Below are 25151 nucleotides of genomic sequence, written 5' to 3'. Positions count from 1 at the left end.
TCTGCCCTCCCGCCCTGGACTGGACGGTGCTGCACTCGGCCAAGGCCGCCCCGATTCGAGCGGCGGCGGGTAAGGATGTTCGTCTATCCTCCGATTCCAGTGGGACCGCATTCGGTCCTGCCACGTCGCTGGAGGAGGTGGGTCCGGTCGCTGGGACCGACGCGGGGGCCGAGCACGGCCGGCCGGGGCAGCCCGAGGGCCAGGGCACGGGCAGGGAGTCGTCCGCCGCGCGCAGCGCGCGCTTCGAGCGGGACGCGCTCGAATTCCTCGACCAGATGTACTCGGCCGCGCTGCGCATGACGCGCAACCCGGCCGACGCCGAGGACCTGGTGCAGGAGACGTACGCGAAGGCGTACGCGTCCTTCCACCAGTTCCGTGAGGGCACCAACCTCAAGGCCTGGCTGTACCGGATCCTCACGAACACGTTCATCAACTCGTACCGCAAGAAGCAGCGCGAACCCCAGCGCAGCGCGGCCGAGGAGATCGAGGACTGGCAGCTCGCGCGTGCCGAGTCGCACATGTCGACCGGGCTGCGCTCCGCCGAGTCGCAGGCGCTCGACCACCTGCCCGACTCGGACGTGAAGGAAGCGCTGCAGGCGATCCCCGAGGAGTTCCGCATCGCCGTCTATCTCGCCGACGTCGAGGGCTTTGCGTACAAGGAGATCGCGGACATCATGGGGACACCCATCGGTACGGTGATGTCCCGGCTGCACCGAGGTCGGCGTCAACTGCGCGGCATGCTCGAGGACTACGCCCGAGAGCGCGGACTGGTCCCGGCCGGCGCCGGGGAGTCGAACGAAGCGAAAGGCTCGGGCTCATGAGCTGCGGAGAGCCGCACGAGACGGACTGCAGTGAGGTCCTGGATCATCTCTACGAGTTCCTCGACAGCGAGATGCCGGATGTCGATCGCAGCAAGATCGAGCACCACTTCGACGAGTGCTCGCCGTGCCTGGAGAAGTACGGCCTGGAGCGGGCCGTGAAGAAGCTGGTCAAGCGGTGCTGCGGCCATGACGACGTGCCGAGCGATCTGCGGGCCAAGGTCATGGGCCGGATCGAGCTGATCCGCTCGGGCGAGACGGTGCCCGACCACGATGTGACGGTGACCCCGCAGGAGTCCTGAACTCCCGCGTGAGGCAAGCCCCTTGGTGTTCCGCGCGCGACCCGTTCCGACCGGTCGCGCGGAGCGGTCATGTCCGCGCGAGCGCGGGGTAACCGATGGGTAATGAGCGCCCGTCCGGCCCTCCGTGGTTGGATGCGAGGAGAGGGTGTTCGGGGGCACATCGGCCCGCGGCCCCGCACGCGTCAAGGGACCGGCAGGCGGGACACGCGAGGGACTGGCAGGCGGGAATCGTGAGGATCTTCGGGAAGGGACGGCACCGGCCCTCCGCCTCCTGGCGGCAGGCGACCGACCGCGCGTTCACCCTGATCGGTGATGGCCGGTACGAGGACGCGGGAGCGCTGCTGACCCGCGCCGCGGACCTGGAGCCCTGGCTGTCGGAGTCCTGGTTCAACCTCGCCCTGCTGCACAAGTTCCGCCATGACTGGGAGCAGGCCCGCGCCGCCGGGCTGCGTGCCGTGGCCCTCCTGGAGAAGGAGGCGGGGGCGCCCGACTGGTGGAACGTGGGCATCGCCGCCACCGCCTTGCAGGACTGGCCGCTCGCCCGCCGCGCCTGGCAGGCGTACGGCCTGAAGGTGCCGGGCGGAGCCACCGTCTCCGGGGAGCCGACCGGGATGGCGCTGGGCAGTGCGGCCGTGCGGCTGTCGCCGGAGGGTGAGGCCGAGGTCGTCTGGGGGCGCAGGCTGGACCCCGCCCGTATCGAGGTGCTCTCCATCCCGCTGCCGTCCTCCGGGCGCCGCTGGGGCGAGGTCGTCCTGCACGACGGCGTGCCGCACGGCGAGCGCACGACGGCCACGGGGCACGCGTACCCCGTCTTCGACGAGATCGAGCTGTGGGCGCCCTCGCCGGTGCCCACCTGGGTCGTGCTGCTGGAGGCCGCGACCGAGGACGACCGGGACGCGCTGGAGCAGCTCGCCGCTGACGCCGGGTTCGCCGCCGAGGACTGGTCCTCGTCCGTGCGGCTGCTGTGCCGGATGTGCTCCGAGTCCCGGATGCCCTCCGACGAGGGCGACGGCGAGCATCTGGACCCGCACGACCACAGCGAGCCCGGACATCCGGGACCGCTGGGGCACCGCACGGCCGGGCGGCTGTGGGTGCCCGAGCGGGAGTGCGGTATCGCGGCGCCCGCCGCGCTGGTGCGCGGGCTGCTCGACGGCTGGGTCGCCGACAGCCCGGACTCCCGGGACTGGCGGGACCTGGAAGAGGTCTGCTGAGCGGAAGACCCGCCGGTCCCGTACCACCTCCGGGATCGCGGGGAGGAGACGGCCCCGCGCCCCGTAGGCTGTACTCGCAGGATTCGCAGAGGTCGCAGGAAGGCGTACGTCGGTCATGGCGCAGCAGGACACCGATCAGCAGCACACGGGCGTGCTCCCCGTGGACGACGAGGGTTTCGTCATCGACACGGAGGACTGCGAGGAGCGCGAGACGGCCTGGCGTGAGCGCGGGACGTCGCGGCCGATCACGGTCGTCGGCAACCCCGTGCTGCACAAGGAGTGCCGGGACGTCACCGACTTCGGTGACGACCTTCAGCAGCTCGTCGCGGACATGTTCACCAGCCAGCGCACCGCCGAGGGCGTGGGCCTCGCCGCCAACCAGATCGGCGTCGACCTGAAGGTCTTCGTCTACGACTGCCAGGACGACGAGGGCCGGCGGCACGTGGGCGTCGTCTGCAACCCCCGTCTGGTCGACCTGCCCGCGGACAAGCGCCGCCTGGACGACAACAACGAGGGCTGCCTGTCCGTACCGACCGCGTACGCTCCGCTCGCCCGCCCCGACTACGCCGAGGTCACCGGGCAGGACGAGAAGGGCAACGCGATCAAGGTGCGCGGCACGGGCTACTTCGCCCGCTGCCTCCAGCACGAGACGGACCACCTGTACGGCTACCTCTACATCGACCGCCTCTCCAAGCGTGAACGCAAGGACGCGCTGCGGCAGATGGCCGAGAACGAGCCCCGCTACCCCGTGGTGGCCAACGACTGAGCGAACCTTCGATGACGGCGCCCGGCCGGGATTCCTCCCCGGCCGGGCGCCGTTCTTTCGCTCGTATGTGCGAGGCATCCCGACCCTTGTACGCCTCACTGATCTCTCAGCAGTCGCAGAGGCGCATTCCTGGCACCGCGGGGGTAGTGAATGGGCAAATCCATTCCCGTGTCGGTCAGTTGTAGGGCTGAATGGAAAGGACACGGGGATGCGCAACGGCGCGCGCCCGGCACGGCAGGGGGCGTGCGTTATCGGCGGCTGAGAGGGGTTTGTCCGTGCCAGCTTTCCCGCACAGCACATCATCGACCACGACCGCGATCGCGGTTCCACCGGCACTGTCCCTGCCGGTGATCGAAACCGGGTTTCCCCGGCAACTGCACCCGTATTGGCCCCGCCTCCAGGAGAACACGCGCTCCTGGCTGCTGCGTCAGCGGCTCATGTCGGCGGACAAGGTCGCGGAGCACGCCGACGGGCTCTGCTACACCGACCTCATGGCGGGCTACTACATCGGGGCGCCCGAGGAGGTACTCCAGGCGATAGCCGACTACAGCGCGTGGTTCTTCATCTGGGACGACCGTCACGACCGTGACATCGTGCACCACCGGCCGGCCGCCTGGCGACGGCTCAGGTTCCGACTCCACCGGGCGGTGGGCGCTCCGAAGGAGCACCTGCTCCACCCGGATCCGCTGGTCGCGGCGTTCGCGGACAGTGTGCTGCGGCTGTACGCGTTCCTCGGCCCGCGGTGGAACGCGCGCTTCGAGCGGCACTTCCACGCCGTGATCGAGGCGTACGACGAGGAGTTCCGCAACCGCGCGCAGGGAGTCGTCCCGACCGTCGAGGACTACCTCGAACTACGGCGGCTCACCTTCGCGCACCACATCTGGACCGATCTGCTGGAGCCGAGCGCGGGGTGCGAACTGCCCGACGCGGTACGGAAACACCCCGCATACCGGCGGGCGGCGTTGCTGAGTCAGGAATTCGCCGCCTGGTACAACGATCTGTGCTCGCTCCCCAAGGAGATCGCGGGGGACGAGGTCCACAATCTCGGGATCAGCCTTATCCATCATCAGGGGTTGACCATCGAAGAAGCCATCAAGGACGTACGGCGCCGGGTGGAGGAATGCATATCCGAATTCCTGGGCGCCGAACGGGAATTGTTACGGTTCGCCGACACGCTCGCGGACGGAAGTACGGCGGGCCGGGAATTGAGCTTCGCGGTGAAGACGATCGTCGCCAACATGCGGAACTGGTTCAGCGCCGTGTACTGGTTCCATCATGAATCCGGCCGCTATCGGGTCGACAGTTGGGACGACCGCTCGACACCCCCTTATGTCGACAACGAAGCGGGAGGTGAGAAATGACCCTCGAATCCTCGGCCGGGGCCCCGGCCGCCGCCTCTGCGCGGGGTACTTCCTTGCGTGTCCCGCCGCTCGCCGGTGGCGGCCTCCCGCTGCTCGGCCATGGCTGGAAGCTGGCCCGCGACCCGCTGGGCCTGCTGTGCGGACTGCGAGACCACGGCGACGTCGTACGGCTCCGGCTCGGCCCGAAGACGGTCTACGCCGTCACGACCCCGGAACTGACCGGGGCCCTCGCGCTCAGCACCGACTACCAGATCGGCGGCGCGCTGTGGGAGTCCCTGGAAGGGCTGCTCGGCAAGCAGGGGGTGGCGACCACGAACGGGCCGCTGCACCGGCGCCAGCGCAGGGCGATCCAGCCCGCCTTCCGCAAGGAGGCCATCCCCGCCTATGGGCCGATCATGGAGGAGGAGGCGTATGCGCTGGTGGAGCGGTGGCGAGCCGACCCGCTCATCGACGTCACCGCCGAGTCGTTCCGGGTGGCCGTCCGGGTCGTCGCCCGCTGTCTGATGCGCGGCAGCTACATGGACGAACGCTCCGACCGGATCTGCGCCGCGCTCGCCACGCTCTTCAGCAGCATGTACCAGCGCATGGTGCTGCCGCTCGGACCGCTGTATCGCCTACCCATTCCGGCCAACCGCGAATTCGACCGCGCCCTGGCCGATCTGCATCTCCTGGTGGACGAGATCATCGCCGCCCGCCGGGCTTCCGGCCATAAGCCGGACGATTTGCTGGCCGCTTTGCTCGAGGCGAAGGACGAGAACGGCGCGCCCATTGGGGAACAGGAGATTCACGATCAGGTCGTCGCCATCGTCACCGCCGGAAGTGAAACGGTGGGATCGATGGTGATGTCCCTCCTCCAGGTCCTCACCGACCACCCCGAGCAAACGGACCGCATCCGGGCCGAGGTGAAGACCGTCGTCGGTGACCGGCCGGTCGCATTCGACGATGTCCGAAAGCTGACGCACACTGTGAATGTCATCGTGGAGTCAATGCGGATGCGTCCCGCCGTATGGATATTGACCCGCCGCGCGGTGACCGACGCCGAACTCGGCGGCTACCGGATCCCGGCCGGGGCGGACGTCGTCTACAGCCCGTACGCGATCCAGCACGATCCCCGCTCCTACGACCGGCCCACGGAGTTCGACCCCGACCGCTGGCTCCCGGAGCATGCCAAGGGCGTCCCCAAGTACGCGATGAGCCCGTTCGGCGTGGGCAACCGCAAGTGCCCCGGCGACCACTTCTCGATGGCCGAACTCACGCTCGTCACCGCGGTGGTGGCGTCCGCCTTCCGCTTCGAGCAGGCGCCCGGGTCCGACGACCGGTTCCGTATCGGCATCACGCTGCGCCCGCGGCGGCTGCGGCTGCGGGCCCTGCCCGGTGAGTGATCCGCTGAGTGATCCGGGGCGCTGACAACGGCGCACGGCCAGGAAGCCCGCAGGTCCCTGGCCGTGCGCCGGCGCGTCGGTGCGCTGTCGTACCGGTGGCGCCGGTCGCTCAGAAGTCCTCGTCGAGGTCGACGGTGCCCTCCACCGCGACCTGGTACGCCGAGGGGCGCCGCTCGAAGAAGTTGGTCAGCTCCTGGACACCCTGCAACTCCATGAAGGAGAACGGGTTCTCGGAGCCGTACACCGGGGCGAAGCCGAGACGCGTGAGGCGCTGGTCGGCGACGCACTCCAGGTACTGCCGCATCGACTCGGTGTTCATGCCCGGCAGACCGTCACCGCACAGGTCGCGCGCGAACTGCAGCTCGGCCTCGACGGCCTCGCGGAGCATGTCCGTGACCTGGTCGCGCAGTTCGTCGTCGAAGAGGTCCGGCTCCTCCTTGCGGACGGTGTCCACGACGTCGAAGGCGAAGCTCATGTGCATCGTCTCGTCACGGAACACCCAGTTGGTGCCGGTGGCCAGGCCGTGCAGCAGACCCCGGCTGCGGAACCAGTAGACGTAGGCGAAGGCGCCGTAGAAGAACAGGCCCTCGATGCACGCGGCGAAGCAGATGAGGTTGAGCAGGAAGCGGCGGCGCTCGGCCTTCGTCTCCAACCGGTCGATCTTGTCCACCGAGTCGATCCACTTGAAGCAGAACTCGGCCTTCTCGCGGATCGAGGGGATGTTCTCGACCGCCGCGAAGGCCGCGGCGCGGTCCTCCGGGTCGGGCAGATAGGTGTCGAGGAGGGTCAGATAGAACTGGACATGGACCGCCTCCTCGAAGAGCTGCCGCGACAGATACAGCCGCGCCTCGGGGGAGTTGATGTGCTTGTACAGCGTCAGCACGAGGTTGTTCGCCACGATCGAGTCGCCCGTCGCGAAGAACGCGACCAGCCGGCCGATCAGATGCTGCTCAGCGGGCGTGAGCTTCGCCAGGTCGGCGACGTCCGAGTGGAGGTCGACCTCCTCGACGGTCCAGGTGTTCTTGATGGCGTCCCGGTAGCGCTCGTAGAAGTCGGGGTAGCGCATCGGGCGGAGCGTCAGCTCGAAGCCGGGGTCGAGCAGGTTCTTGGAGGAGTGGGTGGACATTACTGGCATGCCTCGCAGGACTCGGGGTTCTCAAGGGAGCAGGCGACGGCGTCGGGGTCGGCGATCTGCTGGGCGGGGAGGGTGGCCTGGGCGCGGGCCGCGCGGGCGATCCGGGTCGCCGGGCGCGAGCGCAGGTAGTACGTCGTCTTCAGACCCTGCTTCCAGGCGTAGGCGTACATCGAGGAGAGCTTGCCGATGGTCGGCGTCTCCATGAAGAGGTTCAGCGACTGGGCCTGGTCCAGATACGGCGTGCGGTCGGCGGCCATGTCGATCAGACCGCGCTGCGAGATCTCCCACGCCGTGCGGTACAGCGTCCGTACGTCCTCGGGGATCCAGGCGAAGTCCTGCACCGACCCGTTCGCGTCGCGCAGCGCCTCACGGGTCCGGGCGTCCCAGACGCCGAGGTTCTTGAGGTCCTGCACCAGATACGAGTTGACCTGGAGGAACTCACCGGAGAGGGTCTCGCGCTTGAACAGGTTGGAGACCTGCGGCTCGATGCATTCGTACGCACCCGCGATCGAGGCGATGGTCGCGGTCGGCGCGATGGCCAGCAGCAGCGAGTTGCGCATGCCGACGGTGGCGATGCGCTCGCGCAGCGCCGCCCAGCGCTCGGGCCAGGTGGGCGTGACGCCGTAGTGGTCGGGGTGCAGCACACCCCGCGCGGTACGGGTCTTCTCCCAGGCCGGCACCGGGCCGCTGCGCTCGGCGAGGTCGGCCGAGGCCTCGTACGCGGCGAGCATGACGCGCTCGGCGATCCGCGTGGACAGGGCCTTGGCCTCCGGCGAGTCGAAGGGCAGGCGCAGTTGGAAGAAGACGTCCTGCAACCCCATGGCGCCGAGGCCGACCGGGCGCCACCGGGCGTTGGAGCGGGCCGCCTGCTCGGTCGGGTAGAAGTTGATGTCGACGACCCGGTCGAGGAAGGTGACGGCGGTACGGACGGCGGAGTCCAGCCGCTCCCAGTCGAGTTCACCCGCCGCGGTGTCGACGAACGCGCCCAGGTTGACGGAGCCCAGGTTGCAGACCGCCGTCTCGCCGTCGTCCGTGACCTCCAGGATCTCCGTGCAGAGATTGGAGGAGTGGACGACATGGCCCGGCTCGGCCGTCTGGTTGGCGGTGCGGTTGGCGGCGTCCTTGAACGTCATCCAGCCCTGGCCGGTCTGCGCGAGGGTACGCATCATCCGGCCGTACAGCTCACGGGCGGGCATCGTCTTGCGGGCGAGACCCTTCGCCTCGGCCGCGCGGTAGGCGGCGTCGAACTCCGCGCCCCACAGGTCGACCAGCTCGGGCACGTCGGAGGGCGAGAACAGCGACCACGGCTCGTCGGCGGCGACCCGGCGCATGAACTCGTCCGGCACCCAGTGCGCGAGGTTGAGGTTGTGGGTGCGCCGGGCGTCCTCGCCGGTGTTGTCGCGCAGCTCCAGGAACTCCTCGATGTCCAGGTGCCAGGTCTCCAGATAGACCGCCGCCGCGCCCTTGCGCCGACCGCCCTGGTTCACGGCGGCGACCGAGGCGTCGAGCGTCTTCAGGAACGGGACGATGCCGTTGGAGTGCCCGTTGGTGCCGCGGATCAGCGAACCCCGCGAGCGGATACGGGAGTACGACAGCCCGATGCCGCCGGCGTGCTTGGAGAGGCGGGCGACCTGGTGGTAACGCTCGTAGAGGGAGTCCAGCTCGTCCTTGGGGGAGTCGAGGAGGTAGCAGGACGACATCTGGGGGTGCCGGGTACCGGAGTTGAAGAGCGTGGGGGAGGAGGGCAGGTACTCCAGCCGGCTCATGAGTGCGTACAGCGCCGCGACCTCGTCCACGGCGTGGGCGGTGTCGTCCTCGGCGAGACCGGAGGCGACGCGCAGCAGGAAGTGCTGCGGGGTCTCGATGACCTTGCGGGTGATCGGGTGCCGCAGCAGATAGCGGCTGTGCAGGGTGCGCAGGCCGAAGTAGCCGAAGCGGTCGTCGCCGGCGGGGTCCACGAGCGCGTCGAGGCGGTCGGCGTGGAGGCTGACGAACGTGGCCGTGCGGTCGGCGATGAGCCCTTCCCGGTGCCCGACGGCGATGGACTCCGTGAAGGACGTGACCTGCTGCGAGGCGGCCTCGGCGGCGATGGAGAGCGTCAACAGCCGTGCGGCGAGCCGGGAGTAGGCGGGGTCCTCGGAGATGAGCCCGGCCGCGGCCTCCGTGGCCAGCTCGCGCAGCTCCGCCTCGTCCGCCCGCGCGGAGCGGCCCCGCAGCGCGGCGGCGGCCACCCGGCCGGGGTCCGCGTCGGGGAGGTCGGCGGTCAGCTCGGTCAGGGTCCGCAGCAGGGCGGCACCGGGACCGTCGGTCCCGTCGGTCGCCGCGAGTGTCGCTGAAGCCGGTTCGGCTGGCGCGATGGTCACGTAGGGCTCTCCCTCGCTCGGCACGGGGCCTGGCAGAGGGCGGAGGCGGGCTCACGAGCGCGTGCGGGCGCGTCGCGTCCACCGGCCCATTCCACGAGGCCCGGACGTCAGGGCGCCCGGACCGGACGGTCGGGCGCTGCTGTCGGCAGGTCCTCGGACTGGACCTCGTACACCACCCCGTCCGGGGACGGAGGCGTACAAGTACACCGTTGCGGGACAGTTCCGGATTCGCACCGGATTCCCCTGCGGCGACAGCGAGCACGAGCATACATCTTGTGCCGGGTCGCCATGCCACCACCACATGTTGTGGCTGTATGGGTCGTAGTGGATCAGATAGCCCATGGCCTCGGGGCATGTCAGAGTGTCAACGCATAGGTGAGAAGGGTGACGTCGGTGAGTTCGGGGACGGGGTTCCAGTCGCGGTCGGGGGTGCGCGTGAAGCCGAGGCGGGTGTAGACACGGTGGGCGGAATGCATGGTGCGCTGGGTCGACAGGACGAGGCGCGCACAGCCCGGGACGGCCCGTGCGCGGTCGACACAGGTGCGTACGAGAGCCTCGCCGATGCCCCGGCCGCGCGCGTCACGGGAGACCGCGAGCATGCGTATCTCGGCCTCCCGGGGCCCGGCGATGTCGGCCATGGGGCCGCCGGAGGGGACGAAGGTCACGCCGCCGAGCACCCGGTCGCGGTCGACGGCCACCAGCACCTCGGCGGTGGCGGCCCGCGCGGCCACGTCCCGCAGCACGCCGAGGTAGGGGTCGCTGTCCCCGAAGTCGAGCAGCCCGTCCTGGAGGTAGGCCTGGGCGGTGATCTCCCCGAGGGGGCCGTACTCGGCGGCCTGCGCCCGCCGGATCAAGATGTCCATGGGGTCAGTGTGCGGGACGGGGTCAGTGTGCGGGACGGGCGCGACAACGGGCCGCCGGATGTCCGTCCGACGGCCCGCGATCGGGTCACGCGCGCTGTGCGCTCACCGCGTGCTCAGTGCGCCGCCTCCGTCAACTCGGCCTGGACGCCCGGGTCCCCGGCGTCCGCCGTGTAGTCCTCCGGCTTGGTCTCGTCGACCCCCTCCGGGGCCTTCAGCGCCCGCAGGACGACCGTCACGACCACCGTGACCAGGATGTTCAGCACGAAGGCCGTCAGGCCGATGTAGCCGATCTCGCCGATCCCCGGGATCTCCTTCGACGAGCCGCCGAAGTGCTTCTGGGTCGGGGAGGCGACGCCGTACGCGGCGACCGTGCCGTACACCATGCCGACCGCCCAGCCCGCCAGCAGCGCCCAGCGGTGGAACCAGCGGGTGAACAGGCCGCCGACCAGCGCCGGGAAGGTCTGGAGGATCCAGATACCGCCCAGGAGCTGGAAGTTGATCGCCACGGTCTTGTCCATCGTCAGGACGAAGACCAGGGCGCCCACCTTCACCAGCAGGGACACGAGCTTGGAGACCTTCGTCTCCTGCGCCGCCGTGGCGTCCGGCTTGATGAAGTCCTTGTAGATGTTGCGGGTGAACAGGTTCGCCGCCGCGATCGACATGATCGCCGCCGGGACCAGCGCGCCGATGCCGATCGCCGCGAAGGCCACGCCCGCGAACCAGTCCGGGAACATGTCCTCGAAGAGCTGCGGAATCGCCAACTGGCCGTTGTCCACCTTGATCCCGGCGGCGATCGCCATGAACCCGAGCAGCGCCAGCAGACCCAGCATCAGCGAGTACAGCGGCAGGATCGTGGTGTTGCGGCGGATCACGTCACGGCTGCGCGAGGACAGCGTCGCCGTGATCGAGTGCGGGTACATGAACAGCGCGAGCGCGGAGCCGAGCGCGAGCGTGGCATAGGTCCACTGACCGCCCGCGGCCGGGACCACCCCGCCCGCACCCGTCGACGTGAACTTCTCGCCCGCCTTCGCGAAGATCTCGTCGAAGCCGCCCAGCTTGATCGGGATGTAGATGATCGCCACCGCGATCACGATGTAGATCAGCGTGTCCTTCACGAACGCGATCAGGGCGGGGGCCCGCAGACCCGAGGAGTAGGTGTACGCGGCGAGCACACCGAAGGCGAGCAGCAGCGGGAGGTCCTTCACGAACCAGTTCGCGTTCTCGCCGCCGCCCACGCCCATCACGTCCAGCACGGCCTGGATGCCGACCAGTTGGAGGGCGATGTACGGCATCGTCGCCAGGATGCCGGTGATCGCCACCGCCAGGGACAGGCCCTTCGAGCCGAACCGGCCGCGGACGAAGTCCGAGGTCGTCACGTAGCCGTGCCGGTGCGAGACCGACCACAGCCGGGGCAGGAAGGTGAAGATCAGCGGATAGACCAGGATGGTGTACGGCACCGCGAAGAAGCCCGCGGCACCGGCCGCGTAGATCGCCGCCGGGACGGCGACGAACGTGTAGGCCGTGTAGAGGTCGCCGCCGAGCAGGAACCACGTGACCCAGGTGCCGAACGACCGCCCGCCCAGGCCCCATTCGTCCAGGCTGTGCTCGTTCTCCGCCTTGCGCCAGCGCGCCGCGAGGAAGCCCATGACCGTGACGGCCAGGAAGAAGAAGATGAAGACGCCGAGAGCGACGCCGTTCACGTCGTTCTTCACTGCGACGCACCCCCCTTCCGGGAGGCGCGGGCGCGCTGGTCACGCTGCCAGAGCTGGTAGGCGAGCACCGTCAGGACGGTGGAGATCAGCACCCACGCCATCTGGTACCAGTAGAAGAAGGGGATGCCGATCAACGTGGGGTCCGTCTTGGCGTAGGAGCCCACCCACAACATCGCCACGAAGGGCGCTACGAGGCAGAGTGCGATGACGACGCGCAGGGGCGTCACCATCGGCTCTCTGCTCCCATCCGACTGATCCGACATGCGGGGGCTCCACTTCCTGCTGATCACCTGTGTGATGGGCAGGAAATGTAGGTGACGGGGTGGCGGAGGGGAAGACCTTGTCCGCAGTTCGGTCCCGCGTATACCGGTTCGGCAACGGTCGGCCGCCCGTGGTTGTCAGCCCGTGTGTCGGTCCTGGTGTCAGCCTCTGTCCCTGTGTGTCAGCCCCGGTTGTCCCTGTGTGTCCGTGCCTGTGCCGGTCAGTCCTGGGGCCGCTTGAGCCGTGCGACGAACTTGTAGCGGTCCCCGCGGTACACGGAGCGGACCCACTCCACCGGCTTGCCCTCCTGGTCCAGCGAGTGCCGGGAGAGCATCAGCATCGGCAGGCCCACGTCCGTGCCGAGCAGGCCCGCCTCGCGCGGGGTGGCCAGCGAGGTCTCGATGGTCTCCTCGGCCTCCGCGAGACGGACGCCGTAGACCTCCGCGAGCGCCGTGTACAGGGAGGTGTACTTGACCAGCGAGCGGCGCAGCGCCGGGAAGCGCTTGGCGGACAGATGCGTGGTCTCTATGGCCATCGGCTCGCCGCTCGCCAGGCGCAGCCGCTCGATCCGCAGCACCCGGCCGCCGGCCGAGATGTCGAGGAGCCCGGCGAGGGTGTCGTCGGCGGTGACATAGCCGATGTCCAGCAGTTGCGAGGTCGGTTCGAGGCCCTGGGCGCGCATGTCCTCGGTGTAGGAGGTCAGTTGGAGCGCCTGTGAGACCTTCGGCTTGGCGACGAACGTGCCCTTGCCCTGGATGCGCTCCAGCCGCCCCTCCACGACCAGTTCCTGGAGGGCCTGGCGCACGGTCGTGCGCGAGGTGTCGAACTCGGCGGCCAGGGTGCGCTCGGGGGGTACCGGGGTGCCGGGCGGCAGCGTCTCCGTCATGTCGAGCAGATGCTTCTTCAGGCGGTAGTACTTGGGTACGCGCGCGGTGCGGACGGTCGGCCCGCCCCCGCTCTCCGCACCGCTGACGTCGGTGGTCATGCTCTGCCTTCCCGGCTCCGTACGCCGAAGCGGCCGACCGGCCGTCGGCCACGGCTCCATCGTGGCACGGCTTCATGGGGGAGCGATCCGCCGAGGATCCGCTCGCATGGTCCGCGCTCCCGGCCACGCGGCCGTGGATCCCTTCTGTATACCGTCGGCGGCTCTTGCTGGTCTAGTCCACAGCGCCCGAAGGGGGCCGGACGGACCGTGGCCGGTGGGCCCGCCGGGCGGCGGTCGGCGGGCTCACCGATTTCGCCGGACCCATCCGCAAAGGTCCTCGCATATCAGGATTCCTGCTTAAAGGTCCTTGCATATGTAGGTCCCATAACGGACCCCTGGAGCACCCTGAACGCCCTTGACACGCCTATTGGTCTGGGCCAAGCTCCCCGTACTGGTCTACACCATTGGTCCAGTCCCGGCCCCATGGGCGGTGTGCGCTGACACTACGACCGTCGCTCAACCGCGGGGAGGCAGGGGGGTTTGTGGCATCCCTGAGGAGGGTGGCGTGAAGCGCAAGCTGGTAGCCGCGATCGGTATCGCGGGCATGATGGTCTCCATCGCGGCGTGCGGGGACAGCGACGGCAAGTCCGGGGGCTCGGACGCCAAGGAACTCACCGTCTGGCTGACGGTCGACGCCCAGAACAACTGGCCCGCGCTGGTGAAGGCCGCCGACGACGCGGTGATCAAGAAGCACCCCGGCCTCAAGATCAAGCACGAGTACTACGGCTGGCCGGACAAGAACACCAAGCTCGACGCGGTCCTCGCCACCGACAAGGCGCCCGACGTGGTCGAGATGGGCAACAGCGAGATGCTCGGCTACATGGTCAAGGGCGCCTTCGCCCCCGTCGACGCGGCGAAGTTCGACAACTCCGCCCAGTGGCTGGACGGCCTCAAGACCTCGGTGACCTACGAGGGCAAGACCTACGGGGTGCCGTACTACGCCGGTGGCCGCGTCGCCACCTGGCGCAAGGACGTGGCCGCGGCGGCCGGCGTCAAGGCGACCCCGACGACGTACAAGGAACTGACCGCCGCCCTGGACAAGATCCAGAAGAAGGAAGGCGACAAGTTCAACGCCTGGTACCAGCCGACGCGCGACTGGTACGCCGCCATGTCCTTCGTGTACGACGCGGGCGGCTCCATAGCCAAGGAGGAGGGCGGCCAGTGGAAGGCCAACCTCTCCTCGGCCGAGTCCCTCAAGGGCCTCACCGCGTTCAAGAAGGTCATCGACGACTACATGCACGGTGACAAGACCAAGGACGAGTCCGACCGCTACATCGTCTACGGCCAGGGCAAGTCTGGCATGATCTTCGGCGCCGCCTGGGAGGGCGCGACCTCGGCCGATCCGAAGAACGACAAGACGGGCAAGCTCAAGGACAACCTCGAGAGCTTCGTGATGCCCGGCCCGTCCGGCAAGAACATCCCCGTGTTCCTGGGCGGTTCGGACCTCGCGGTCCCGGTGAAGTCCACGAAGCAGGACCTGGCCGCCGAGTGGATCAACGCCCTCACCGGCCCCCAGGGCCAGAAGGGCCTGATGGCCAAGGGCAACCTGCCCAACAACAAGACCGACCTCGCCACGCTGAAGAAGGACCCGGCGACGGAGGTCCCGGCCACCGCGGCCGAGTCCAACTGGTTCGTCCCGATGGCACCGGGCTGGGGCCAGGTCGAGAAGGCGCAGATCCTCCAGACCATGCTCCAGGAGATCGGCACCGGCAAGAAGTCGGTCGAGGCCGCCGCGAAGGACGCGGACACCGCGATCGACAAGGTCATCAACACCAAGTGACCCGCGCGCGGGGCCCCGTCCGGCATCTCCCGGACGGGGCCCCGCCTCCCGCACGACCGCGCCGGGCGGCCCCGCCCGAGGCGGTCGTGCGGGGCTCTGCCGTCGTACGACCTGAGGGACGCTGAGGAGCGCACCATGAGTGCCGCAGACACCACCACCCCTGCCAAGGTGCCGCCGCCGCGGCCCGCGCCGCCACCGGACGTCCCCGAACAGCCGCGCCAGAAGCGGCGATCGGCGGTGACCGCGGCCCCCTGGGCGCTGCTCGCGCCCTGTCTGCTGATCCTCGCGCTGGTGATGGGCTATCCGCTGGTCCGGCTGGTCACCCTGTCCTTCCAGACGTTCGGCCAGTCGCAGCTCTGGGGCTTCAAGCCCGCCGAGTCGGCCGGCTTCGCCAACTTCACCCATGTGCTGGGCGACAGCGGGTTCTGGGCGGTCGTCCTGCGCACGATCGTCTTCGCCGCCGGTTCGGTGATCTTCACCATGGTCATCGGCATGCTGATCGCGCTGCTGCTCCAGCGGGTCTCCGGCTGGGTGAAGACCCTCGTCAACATCGTGCTCGTGGCCAGTTGGGGCATGCCGATCATCGTCGCGACCACGGTCTTCAAGTGGCTCTTCGACTCGGACTACGGCGTCTTCAACGCGCTCCTCAGCAAGCTGCCCGGCGTCGACATGATCGGCCACAACTGGTTCGCGAGCGGACCGGAGGGCCTGCTGGTGATCATGCTCCTGGTGGTCTGGGGCGCCGTCCCGTTCGTGGTCATCACCCTCGGGGCGGGCCTCACCCAGGTGCCCAAGGAGCTGGAGGAGGCGGCCCGGCTCGACGGCGCGGGCGCCTGGGGCGTCTTCCGCCATGTGACCCTGCCGATCCTCAAGCCGATCATCGTGATGCTCACGACGCTCTCGGTCATCTGGGACATGGGGGTCTTCCCGCAGGTGTTCGTGATGCGCAACGGTCACCCCGAGGCCGAGTTCCAACTGCTGACGACCTATTCGTACGACAAGGCGTTCGTGGTCAACGACTACGGCCAGGGCTCCGCGATCGCCCTCGTCACCGTGGTGCTGCTGCTCGGTGTCGTCGCCGTCTACATGCGCCAGATGCTCAAGATCGGAGAGGTGGAATGAGCGCGATCGCCGCGTCCGGGCGCCGACGGGGGAAGTCCAGGCTCGGCTGGAACCTCCTCGGACTGTTCGTCTTCGTCACCGCGGGCTTCCCCGTCTACTGGATGCTCAACACGGCCTTCAAACCGGCGAAGGACGCCATCGACCCGGACCCGAGCCTGCTGCCGACCGGCCTCACGCTCGCCAACTTCCGCCGGGCGCTGGACATCTCGGACTTCTGGGGACCCGTCGGCCGCAGCCTCGTCGTGTCGCTGACGGTGGTCGTGATCGGCATCCTCGTCGGCCTGCTGGCCGCGCTCGCCATCTCCCGCTTCGCCTTCCGCGGCCGGAAGATCGTGATCGTCGGCATCCTCGCGGTCCAGATGGTCCCGCTCGTCGCCATGATCATCCCGGTCTTCCTGCTCCTCAACGACCTCGGTCAGTACGACAGGCTCTCCGGCCTCATCATCACGTATCTGACCTTCATCCTCCCGTTCACGGTGTGGACGCTGCGCGGCTTCATCGTCAACATCCCGCGCGAGCTGGAGGAGGCGGCCATGGTCGACGGCTGCTCCCGCACCGGCGCCTTCCTCCGCGTGGTCTTCCCGCTGCTCGCCCCCGGCCTGGTCGCCACCTCGGTCTACGGCTTCATCCAGGCCTGGAACGAGTATCTGTACGCCCTGATGCTGATGAGCCAGCAGAACCAGACCGCGACCGTCTGGCTCGGCAACTTCACCACCAAGCACGGCACCGAGTACGCCCCGATGATGGCCGGCTCCACGATGATGGCGGTGCCGATCGTCGTGCTCTTCCTCCTCGTCCAGCGCAAGATGGCCGCGGGTCTCACCGCGGGCGCCGTGAAGGGATAACGCCACCCGATGACGACCTACGCCGACGGTACCGACACCCTCACCCGTGACGCCCTGACCGTCCTTCAGCCCGGCTTCACCGGCACCACGGCCCCCGACTGGCTGCTGCGCCGGCTCGGCGAAGGCCTCGCGTCCGTGGGCCTGTTCGGCCGCAACATCACATCACCCGACCAACTGTCCGCCCTGACCGCCCAGTTGCGCGCCGAGCGCGACGACGTCCTCGTCGCCATCGACGAGGAGGGGGGCGACGTCACCCGCCTCGAAGTCGGCACGGGATCCTCCTTCCCGGGCAACCACGCGCTCGGCGCCGTGGACGACGTGGAGCTGACCCGCCAGGTGGCGCACGAACTCGGCCGCCGCCTCGCCGCCTGCGGCGTGAACCTCAACTGGGCGCCGTCCGCCGACGTGAACTCCAACCCCGCGAACCCGGTGATCGGCGTACGGTCCTTCGGCGCCGACACCCACCTGGTGGCCCGGCACACCGCCGCCTACGTCACCGGCCTCCAGTCCGCCGGGGTCGCCGCCTGCACCAAGCACTTCCCCGGACACGGCGACACGGCCGTCGACTCGCACCACGCGCTGCCGCGTATCGACGCGGAGCCCGAGGTGCTCCAGGAACGCGAACTCGCCCCGTTCCGCGCGGCGATCGCCGCGGGCACCCGCGCGGTGATGAGCGCGCACATCCTGGTCCCGGCCCTCGACCCGAACCGCCCCGCGACCCTGTCCGCGCGCATCCTGACCGAGCTGCTGCGCGGCGACCTCGGCTACGACGGCCTGATCGTCACCGACGGCATGGAGATGCGGGCGATCGCCGGGACCTACGGCATCGAACGCGGCAGCGTCCTCGCCATCGCGGCCGGTGCCGACGCGATCTGCGTGGGCGGCGGCCTCGCGGACGACGCGACGGTACGCGGCCTGCGGGACGCGCTGGTCACGGCCGTACGCTCGGGCGAACTGCCCGAGGAGCGGCTCTTCGAGGCGGCGGAACGCGTACGGGCACTGGCCCGCTGGACGGCGTCCGCGGCCCGCAGCGGCGCCGCCGGGCGGGAGACGACCGGCAGCGACATCGGCCTGCTGGCGGCCCGGCGCGCGCTCACGGTCACCGGGGCGGCGGACTTCACCCCGCTCACCGCGCCGCCCTACGTCGCCGCGTTCACCCCCGTCGCGAACATCGCCGTGGGTGACGAGACCCCGTGGGGTGTGGCCGCGGAACTGCTGCGGCTGCTGCCCGGCACGGAGACGGGCACCTTCGCGGGCGACGAGGCGGGGAAGGCGGCCCTGGCGGTCGCCGGGGAGCGGCGGATCGTGGCCGTGGTCCGCGACGAGCACCGTCACCCGTGGATGACCCGGGCCCTCGACACGCTCCTCGCGCGGCGGCCCGACACGATCGTGGTCGAGATGGGCGTCCCCGGTGCCGCTCCCCGTGGCGCCCTGCACCTCGCCACCTACGGCGCGGCCCGCGTCTGCGGCCGGGCGGCGGCGGAGGTCATCGCAGGCGCGTAGCTCCGTCCGGCTTCATCGGTGAAGGTGCCGGTCACCCCGTGGTGACCGGCACCTTCCTCGTGCCCTGCCGCTGAAGCGCTAAATGCCCTGCCAGTCCGGCTTGTTGGCGTACGCGTGCCGGAAGTAGGCGGCGAGCTTCAGCTTGGACGCGGCGGCCTCGTCGACGACGACCGTCGCATGCGGGTGGAGCTGGAGCGCGGAGGCCGGGCAGACCGCGGCGACCGGGCCCTCGACGGTCGCGGCGACCGCGTCCGCCTTGCCCTCACCGGTCGCGAGAAGCACGAGATGCCGCGCCTCCAGGATCGTCCCTATGCCCTGGGTGAGCACATGGTGCGGCACCTGATCGATGTCGCCGTCGAAGAAGCGCGCGTTGTCGACGCGGGTCTGCTCGGTCAGTGTCTTGATGCGCGTACGCGAGGCGAGCGAGGAGCACGGCTCGTTGAACCCGATGTGCCCGTCGGTCCCGATCCCGAGCAACTGGAGGTCCACGCCGCCGGCCGCGGCCAGCGCGCTGTCGTACGCCGCGCACGCGCCCGGGATGTCCTCGGCGGTGCCGTCGGGCCCCATGAACGCGTCCATGCCGATCCCGAGCGGCTCCAGGACCTCTCGCCGCAGGACGGAGCGGTACGACTCCGGATGCTCGGCCGGCAGCCCCACGTATTCGTCGAGCTGGGCGATCCGCGCCCGCGAGGCGTCCACGGCGCCGGAGCGCACCTTGGCCGTCAGCGCCTCGTACACGGGCAGCGGGGTGGAGCCGGTGGCCACACCGAGCAGGGCGTCGGGCTTGCGGCCGAGCAGCCGCGCCATGGCCTCGGCGATCAGTTCGCCGCCCACCCGGGCGTCCGGGACGATGACAACTTCCACAGGGGGCCTGCCGATCTGAAGAGGGCACTCAACTGGGACCCGGAGGGACTGTGTGGAGACTACGGTTGAGATCTATGTGGTTTAGACCAATCTAACAGAAGTGCCGTCTTCGGCGGGAGGGTTGAGGCGGGGGGCCGGGTGGGTAGCTGGTCGGGTGGCTGGTAAAGAGAGCACAACAAACCGTTGCCGACGCATGGACACGTGCCGGGGGACACAGGAACATGGTCTATGACACGTGGTCTACACCACAAAACGTAGGTAAAGTAAGTAAAGCGCCTGCGCGTTGCCGTGGTTGAGGTGCGTGCGAGGTGCGTGGCACACATGAACCTCCGTCTTCCCCGCACAGGAAGACGGACCGAGGAACCGGCGCTCTCTGCCCTGACCGCTCCGGCTCCTCGACCTTCGGCCGACCGGGACCGCACACCCACGGCCGTTGCTGCTCCGGGCTGCGGTGCCGGGAGGGTTGAGGGTCCCTCCCAGGCGCCGCGGCCCGCGGGTGTCCCAGGGGACGCCCCGAGCTGATTTCGAGCGATGTCCCAGGCCCCAGGTACGCTCGCAACTGTGCCCTCCATGAACGAGCTGGTCCGCCAGCACACCACCCTGAGCGACTCCGACCTGGAGTGGCTGCATCTGCTGGTGTCGGAGTGGCAGCTTCTCTCCGACCTCTCCTTCGCCGACCTGGTGCTGTGGGTGCCCACGCGCGACGGCACGCGCTATGTCTCGGTGGCCCAGATGCGCCCCAACACCGGCCCCACCTCGTACCAGAACGACATGGTCGGCCATCTCGTCCCGCGCGGCCGTCGCCCCATGCTGGACGCCGCCCTGGACGAGGGCCGGATCGTGCGCGAGGGCGACCCCGAGTGGCGCGAGGAGGTCCCGGTCCGGGTCGAGTCCATTCCCGTCCGCCGGGAGGGGCGCATCCTCGGCGTCATCGCGCGCAACACCAACCTGCTGACCGTACGGACCCCGAGCCGCCTGGAGCTGACCTACCTCCAGAGCGCCTCCGACCTGGCCCAGATGATCGCCGCCGGGGCCTTCCCGCTCCCCGGCCAGCAGGTCGACATGGACGCCTCGCCGCGCGTCGGCGACGGACTGATCCGGCTGGACGTGGACGGCATCGTCCAGTACGCCTCGCCCAACGCCCTGTCGGCCTACCACCGGCTGGGCCTGGCCGCCGATCTCGTCGGACACCACCTCGGCCGGACCACCGCCGAACTCGCCCCGTCCCGGGGCCCGGTGGACGAGGCGCTCGCCAAGGTGGCCAGCGGCTGGGCGCCGCGGGAGTTCGAGATCGAGGCCCATGACGGGGTGATCCAGTTCCGGACGATCCCCCTGAAGCCCAAGGGCACCCGGATCGGTTCGCTGGTCCTGTGCCGGGACGTCACGGAACTGCGCAGGCGCGAGCGCGAGTTGATAACGAAGGACGCGACCATCCGGGAGATCCACCACCGGGTGAAGAACAACCTCCAGACGGTCGCCGCCCTGCTGCGGCTACAGGCCCGGCGGATCGGTTCCGCGCAGGGACGGGAGGCGCTCGAAGAGGCCGTACGACGCGTGGGCTCGATCGCGATCGTGCATGAGACGCTGTCTCAGAACCTGGACGAGCGCGTGGAGTTCGACGAGATCGCCGACCGTGTGCTGGCGATGGTCACCGAGATCTCGCCCGGCAAGGTCACCGGCCGACGCACCGGACGCTTCGGCATCCTGGACGCCGAGGTCGCCACCCCGCTCTCCATGGCGCTGACCGAGGTGCTGCAGAACGCCCTCGAGCACGGCTTCCAGCAGGACCGGACCGGCACGGTCGAGGTGTCGGCGGTGCGCGGCGGGACCGCGAAGGAGGGCCGCCTGCTGGTCACCGTCAAGGACGACGGGATCGGCCTGCCCGAGGGCTTCGACGCGCACCGGGCGGGCAACCTCGGCCTGCAGATCGTACGGACCCTGGTGGAGGGCGAGTTGGGCGGCGACTTCGACATGGTCTCCGGCCCCGAGGGCGGGACACGGGTCATCCTGGACATCCCGGTGCGGACGCAGAAGTAGCGGGCCGACCACAGCAATGAGCCCCGGACCACGAATGGTCCGGGGCTGAAAGCTGATGTCCGGCTGCTGCCGGCTACTGCGCGCTGCGGCTCGGGGGGCGGGAGACGCTCTCGCTGTCTACGACGTCGTGCCGTGAGACACGGATGCCGCCAGGCTCAGGCTCGTACGGGGTGGGTGTGTCAGGCGGAGGCCTGACGAGCCCGGTTGCGAGCGGCGCGGCGCTTCATGGCGCGGCGCTCGTCCTCGCTGAGACCACCCCAGACGCCGGAGTCCTGACCGGACTCGAGCGCCCACTGCAGGCACTGCTCGATCACCGGGCAGCGGCGGCAGACGGCCTTGGCTTCCTCGATCTGCAGCAGCGCGGGACCGGTGTTGCCGATGGGGAAGAAGAGCTCGGGGTCTTCCTCGCGGCAAACGGCGTTGTGACGCCAGTCCATGGCTGCTACCTCTCCTTGGTATTACGTGCAGGGTGCTTGTGAATGTGAACGCTTTCACGAATCCCTCGACAAGTGAAGGGCCTAGCGTCAGATGTGCTGACGTGGTCCTTTGGATTGAGGAGGGGTTCGGGCTCTCTGTGGGGGTCGATGGTGCGAGCCGTCCCGAGCGCCACGTAGAGACTCGCAAACCTCAGCGGCGGATACAACCCCTTCCGGAAAGTTTTTTTTGATTCCTTGGTGTCGACTAGGTCACAGCCGTACTTCCAAGGGGTGGACCCTGGCCTAAACGTTCGAGTGAAAGGACTTTGGCCTCTTCTGCTCACACAATCACACGCAGTGCACGGCGTACGCCTGTGAACGTCACGCTCGTACGGACGCCCAGGTGATCACCGTCCATCTGGAGGGGGAGTGGCGCCTTCGAATGCAAGGTGAACTCGGTCAGATCATGAAGAGAGATCGCGTTCTTGCCGTGCGGCCCGCGGTCGGGGGACGAAGTGAGCAACTGGGTCGCATACCGGGCAACCGAAGCCGTCGACATGCGACGGAGGGCGAGTATGTCGAGCCCGGTATCGAACGAGGCCTTAGGCGACGCGTACACCGGACGATTGCCGAGAAACGTCCAGGGCGCGGTGTTGCAGATTATGGACATGACGAGATCGGTGATCGGCTCTTCGCCGGCGCGTTCCAGCGTGATCATTCCGTGCCTGCGATGGGGATCGTCCAGAAACTGACGCATCGCTTGGCGCAGATACAACGCATGGGTGGAACGCTTGCCCTGTTCCCGATGCTGTTCGACCCGGCCGACCACACCCGCGTCGAAGCCGAGTCCGGCGTTGAAGGTGAACCAGCGGGCGGGCGCCGCCTCGTCCTCGGTCCCCGGGGTGCCCGCGGCGATCCCGAGGCCCACCGTGTACTCGCGGCGCTCGCGCAGCGCGTCGAGGAGCGCGCCCGTGGCCTCCACCGGGTCGTTGGGCAGGCCGAGCGCGCGGGCGAAGACGTTCGTCGAACCGCCGGGGACCACGGCGAGACCGGGGAGGTGCTCCGGGTCGGGGCCGCGGTACAGCAGGCCGTTGACGACCTCGTTGACCGTGCCGTCGCCGCCGAGCGCCACGACCAGCTCGACGTCATTGCTCTCCGCCGCCTGCCGACCGAGGTCCCGGGCATGCCCGCGGTACTCGGTGGTCACCACGTCGAGCTTCATCTCACTCGCCAGCGCGTGGATGAGAACGTCACGCGTTCGTGCGCTTGTGGTGGTTGCCGCCGGGTTGACCACGAGAAGTGCACGCATGGGGTGCAGCGTACCTACTGAGGGGTACCGACCGGGACCGAGGTGGGAATTCCGTAAGAGACGAGAGGGACCGGGGCCGCGCCGGGACGGGCGCCGAGAGGTTCGCCGGGACGGGCGCCGAGGCCGGGGCCCTCGGGGGCGACGGCTACCCTTCTGGGGTGAGCGCTGAGCAGAACCCCACCTCTTCGACCCCCGCCGCCGAGCCCCGTCCCGGACGGCTGACCGTCGCCGCCGCGCTGGCCGGACTGGAGGGGCTCGCCCTGACCGTGGGCGGTGTCTGGATGCTCGTCCTCGGCCTCACCGGCTCGGACGACCGTCAGCAGGCCGTCACCGGCGGCATCACCCTGATCGTGCTCGCGCTGCTGCCCCTGCTGGCCGCGCGCGGGCTGCTGCTGTGCCGCCGCTGGAGTCGGGGGCCCGCCGTGATCACACAGATCCTCGCGCTGCCCGTGGCCTACAACCTGCTCCAGGCCGACAGCGTCGCGATCCCGGCCGGGATCGTGCTCGCGGTGGTGGCCGTCACGGCGCTGGTGCTCCTGGTGAACGCGGAGACCACACGGGCGCTGGGCATCCGCGGCCCCGGGGAAGCACCGGACGAGAAGTAGACACAGCGAGGGCGACCGGTGTCCCGGTCGCCCTCGGTCACTCCTCGACCAGCAACTTCTCCCGTAGCTGCGCCAGGGTCCGGGCCAGCAGCCGCGAGACATGCATCTGCGAGATGCCGACCTCCTGCGCGATCTGCGACTGCGTCATGTTGCCGAAGAAACGCAGCAGCAGGATCCGCTTCTCCCGGGGCGGCAGATCCTCCAACAGCGGCTTCAGCGACTCGCGGTACTCGACGCCCTCCAGCGCCTCGTCCTCCGCGCCGAGGGTGTCCGCGACCGCCGGTGACTCGTCATCGGTGTCGGGAACGTCCAGGGACAGCGTCGAATACGCGTTGGCCGACTCCAGGCCCTCCAGGACCTCCTCCTCCGAGATGGCCAGCTTCTGGGCCAGCTCGTGGACCGTCGGGGAGCGGCCGTGCTGCTGGGACAGCTCGGCCGTGGCCGTCGTGAGGGCCAGGCGCAGCTCCTGCAGACGGCGCGGCACCCGCACCGCCCAGCCCTTGTCACGGAAGTGACGCTTGATCTCGCCGACGACCGTCGGGGTCGCATACGTCGAGAACTCGACCCCCCGCTCCGGGTCGAAGCGGTCGACCGACTTGATCAGGCCGATGGTGGCGACCTGTGTGAGGTCGTCCAGGGGCTCACCGCGATTGCGGAAGCGGCGCGCGAGATGCTCCACGAGCGGCAGATGCATACGGACCAGCCGGTTGCGCAGCTCCGCGTACTCCTGGCTGCCCTCCTTCAGCCCGCGCAGCTCCACGAACATGGCCCGCGCACCGCTGCGGTCCTGCGGGTCGTGCCGTGCGCCGGCCGGTGTGCCCTGCTCGGCGTTTCGCTCGTGCTCGCTCATCGTCCCGCCCGTCACCCTTCCCCCGGCTCCCGGCTCCTTGCGCGCTCTCGACGTCGCTCGCGGGGGAGGACCCTCGGGAACGACCGCCGAAGCGTCGTCCTCCGGGTGTGGGCGGGCCTGCTCGGGAATGCCGTCCACGCCGCCTGCCGCACGCGGCGGCTCGCTCGGGCTGCCTGCGTTCCCGCTGGAAAGTTCCCGTGTGCCGCGCTCTTCGTCCCGCACCGGCCCGTCCCCGTTCGTCACGTCGGCCCGGGTCCCGCGCCGCGCTGTTTGTAGAGGCTGATGGACACGGTCTTGTCATCGGCGACCGCCGAGGAGACCTTGCCGGCCAGGGCCGACAGGACGGTCCACGCGAACGTGTCCCGCGACGGAGCGTGACCGTCCGTCGTCGGGGCCGAGACCGTGACCTCCAAAGAGTCGTCGATGAGCCGGAAGACACAACTGAGCACCGAGCCGGGCACGGCCTGCTGAAGCAGGATCGCGCAGGCCTCGTCGACCGCGATGCGCAGGTCCTCGATCTCGTCGAGGGTGAAGTCCAAACGGGCCGCGAGACCGGCTGTGGCCGTGCGCAGCACCGACAGGTAGGCACCCGCTGCCGGCAGCCGGACTTCCACGAAGTCCTGGGTCGCGGGCTCGCCTGCGATCTGGGACACCCTCACCT

Annotated in this window: 23 protein-coding genes and 1 riboswitch; of the genes, 12 read left to right on the top strand and 11 right to left on the bottom strand. The window is 69.4% G+C overall.

The features are described from left to right. Positions 1–137 precede the first annotated feature (137 nt). From sigR to ACZ60T_RS08040, 6 genes are all read left to right on the top strand, one after another. On the top strand, positions 138–821 hold the full coding sequence (gene sigR, locus ACZ60T_RS08065; protein ID WP_252422290.1) for an RNA polymerase sigma factor SigR: 684 nt from the start codon (positions 138–140) through the stop codon (positions 819–821). Further along, positions 818–1120, top strand: a complete 303-nt coding sequence (gene rsrA, locus ACZ60T_RS08060; RefSeq protein WP_365622127.1) for a mycothiol system anti-sigma-R factor — start codon at positions 818–820, stop codon at positions 1118–1120. Before sigR ends, rsrA begins: the two co-directional genes overlap by 4 nt. 230 nt (positions 1121–1350) lie before the next feature. Further along, complete coding sequence (locus ACZ60T_RS08055; protein ID WP_252422294.1) at positions 1351–2331, top strand: tetratricopeptide repeat protein; 981 nt, start codon at positions 1351–1353, stop codon at positions 2329–2331. Between the two features lie 115 nt (positions 2332–2446). After that, positions 2447–3097, top strand: a complete 651-nt coding sequence (gene def, locus ACZ60T_RS08050; RefSeq protein WP_365622130.1) for a peptide deformylase — start codon at positions 2447–2449, stop codon at positions 3095–3097. 275 nt (positions 3098–3372) lie between these two features. Continuing rightward, entirely contained in the window at positions 3373–4458 is a 1086-nt protein-coding gene (gene cyc1, locus ACZ60T_RS08045) for an epi-isozizaene synthase (protein ID WP_469665241.1), read from the top strand. Continuing rightward, positions 4455–5840 (top strand): bifunctional albaflavenone monooxygenase/terpene synthase, encoded by a 1386-nt coding sequence (locus ACZ60T_RS08040; RefSeq protein WP_469665240.1) that lies wholly within the window; start codon positions 4455–4457, stop codon positions 5838–5840. Before cyc1 ends, ACZ60T_RS08040 begins: the two co-directional genes overlap by 4 nt. A 109-nt stretch (positions 5841–5949) precedes the next feature. Here the strand turns inward: ACZ60T_RS08040 and ACZ60T_RS08035 are convergent, their stop codons facing one another. The 6 genes from ACZ60T_RS08035 to ACZ60T_RS08010 form a co-directional block, all read right to left on the bottom strand. Further along, a complete protein-coding gene (locus tag ACZ60T_RS08035) occupies positions 5950–6975 on the bottom strand; it encodes a ribonucleotide-diphosphate reductase subunit beta (protein WP_469665239.1) in 1026 nt (341 codons plus the stop codon). Further along, positions 6966–9338, bottom strand: coding sequence for a ribonucleoside-diphosphate reductase subunit alpha (locus ACZ60T_RS08030; RefSeq protein WP_365622139.1), 2373 nt, complete (start codon positions 9336–9338; stop codon positions 6966–6968). The genes ACZ60T_RS08035 and ACZ60T_RS08030 overlap by 10 nt, the downstream gene beginning before the upstream one ends. Positions 9339–9465: 127 nt before the next feature. After that, a riboswitch (cobalamin riboswitch) is annotated at positions 9466–9613 on the bottom strand. Between the two features lie 81 nt (positions 9614–9694). Next, positions 9695–10201, bottom strand: coding sequence for a GNAT family N-acetyltransferase (locus ACZ60T_RS08025; protein ID WP_469665238.1), 507 nt, complete (start codon positions 10199–10201; stop codon positions 9695–9697). Between the two features lie 113 nt (positions 10202–10314). After that, entirely contained in the window at positions 10315–11913 is a 1599-nt protein-coding gene (gene mctP / locus ACZ60T_RS08020) for a monocarboxylate uptake permease MctP (RefSeq protein WP_469665237.1), read from the bottom strand. Continuing rightward, positions 11910–12176, bottom strand: a complete 267-nt coding sequence (locus ACZ60T_RS08015; RefSeq protein ID WP_469665236.1) for a DUF3311 domain-containing protein — start codon at positions 12174–12176, stop codon at positions 11910–11912. Before ACZ60T_RS08015 ends, mctP begins: the two co-directional genes overlap by 4 nt. A 218-nt stretch (positions 12177–12394) precedes the next feature. After that, complete coding sequence (locus tag ACZ60T_RS08010) at positions 12395–13159, bottom strand: GntR family transcriptional regulator (protein ID WP_365622155.1); 765 nt, start codon at positions 13157–13159, stop codon at positions 12395–12397. A gap of 505 nt (positions 13160–13664) precedes the next feature. On the opposite strand from ACZ60T_RS08010, the gene ACZ60T_RS08005 reads away from it, so the two are divergent. From ACZ60T_RS08005 to ACZ60T_RS07990, 4 genes are all read left to right on the top strand, one after another. Continuing rightward, entirely contained in the window at positions 13665–14939 is a 1275-nt protein-coding gene (locus tag ACZ60T_RS08005) for an extracellular solute-binding protein (protein WP_469665235.1), read from the top strand. Between the two features lie 135 nt (positions 14940–15074). After that, complete coding sequence (locus ACZ60T_RS08000; protein ID WP_365622161.1) at positions 15075–16061, top strand: carbohydrate ABC transporter permease; 987 nt, start codon at positions 15075–15077, stop codon at positions 16059–16061. Continuing rightward, positions 16058–16906, top strand: coding sequence for a carbohydrate ABC transporter permease (locus ACZ60T_RS07995; RefSeq protein ID WP_365622164.1), 849 nt, complete (start codon positions 16058–16060; stop codon positions 16904–16906). The genes ACZ60T_RS08000 and ACZ60T_RS07995 overlap by 4 nt, the downstream gene beginning before the upstream one ends. A 9-nt stretch (positions 16907–16915) precedes the next feature. After that, entirely contained in the window at positions 16916–18409 is a 1494-nt protein-coding gene (locus ACZ60T_RS07990; RefSeq protein ID WP_469665234.1) for a glycoside hydrolase family 3 protein, read from the top strand. A 78-nt stretch (positions 18410–18487) separates the two neighbouring features. Here the strand turns inward: ACZ60T_RS07990 and nagB are convergent, their stop codons facing one another. After that, the gene (gene nagB / locus ACZ60T_RS07985; RefSeq protein WP_469665233.1) at positions 18488–19273 is read right to left on the bottom strand and encodes a glucosamine-6-phosphate deaminase; all 786 of its coding nucleotides are present in this window, start codon (positions 19271–19273) and stop codon (positions 18488–18490) included. A 561-nt stretch (positions 19274–19834) separates the two neighbouring features. Between nagB and ACZ60T_RS07980 the strand changes: the two genes are divergently transcribed. Then, the gene (locus ACZ60T_RS07980) at positions 19835–21310 is read left to right on the top strand and encodes a sensor histidine kinase (protein ID WP_365622173.1); all 1476 of its coding nucleotides are present in this window, start codon (positions 19835–19837) and stop codon (positions 21308–21310) included. Positions 21311–21489: 179 nt separating this feature from the next. Here the strand turns inward: ACZ60T_RS07980 and ACZ60T_RS07975 are convergent, their stop codons facing one another. Together ACZ60T_RS07975 and ACZ60T_RS07970 are read right to left on the bottom strand one after the other, a co-directional pair. Beyond that, entirely contained in the window at positions 21490–21747 is a 258-nt protein-coding gene (locus tag ACZ60T_RS07975) for a WhiB family transcriptional regulator (protein WP_003992873.1), read from the bottom strand. 319 nt (positions 21748–22066) lie between these two features. Continuing rightward, positions 22067–23035, bottom strand: a complete 969-nt coding sequence (locus tag ACZ60T_RS07970) for a diacylglycerol/lipid kinase family protein (RefSeq protein ID WP_365622176.1) — start codon at positions 23033–23035, stop codon at positions 22067–22069. A gap of 158 nt (positions 23036–23193) precedes the next feature. Between ACZ60T_RS07970 and ACZ60T_RS07965 the strand changes: the two genes are divergently transcribed. After that, positions 23194–23640 (top strand): hypothetical protein, encoded by a 447-nt coding sequence (locus ACZ60T_RS07965; RefSeq protein WP_469665232.1) that lies wholly within the window; start codon positions 23194–23196, stop codon positions 23638–23640. A gap of 37 nt (positions 23641–23677) precedes the next feature. Here ACZ60T_RS07965 and ACZ60T_RS07960 read toward each other — a convergent pair whose 3' ends face one another. Both ACZ60T_RS07960 and ACZ60T_RS07955 read right to left on the bottom strand, forming a co-directional pair. Beyond that, complete coding sequence (locus ACZ60T_RS07960) at positions 23678–24733, bottom strand: RNA polymerase sigma factor SigF (RefSeq protein ID WP_365622182.1); 1056 nt, start codon at positions 24731–24733, stop codon at positions 23678–23680. Further along, positions 24730–25143, bottom strand: a complete 414-nt coding sequence (locus ACZ60T_RS07955) for an ATP-binding protein (protein ID WP_252422314.1) — start codon at positions 25141–25143, stop codon at positions 24730–24732. The genes ACZ60T_RS07960 and ACZ60T_RS07955 overlap by 4 nt, the downstream gene beginning before the upstream one ends. Positions 25144–25151 lie beyond the last annotated feature (8 nt).

Source organism: Streptomyces sp. NPDC104371 (assembly GCF_055583785.1).
Note: the sequence above shows the minus strand (reverse complement) of the source record. Positions and strands in the feature narration are given on the sequence as shown.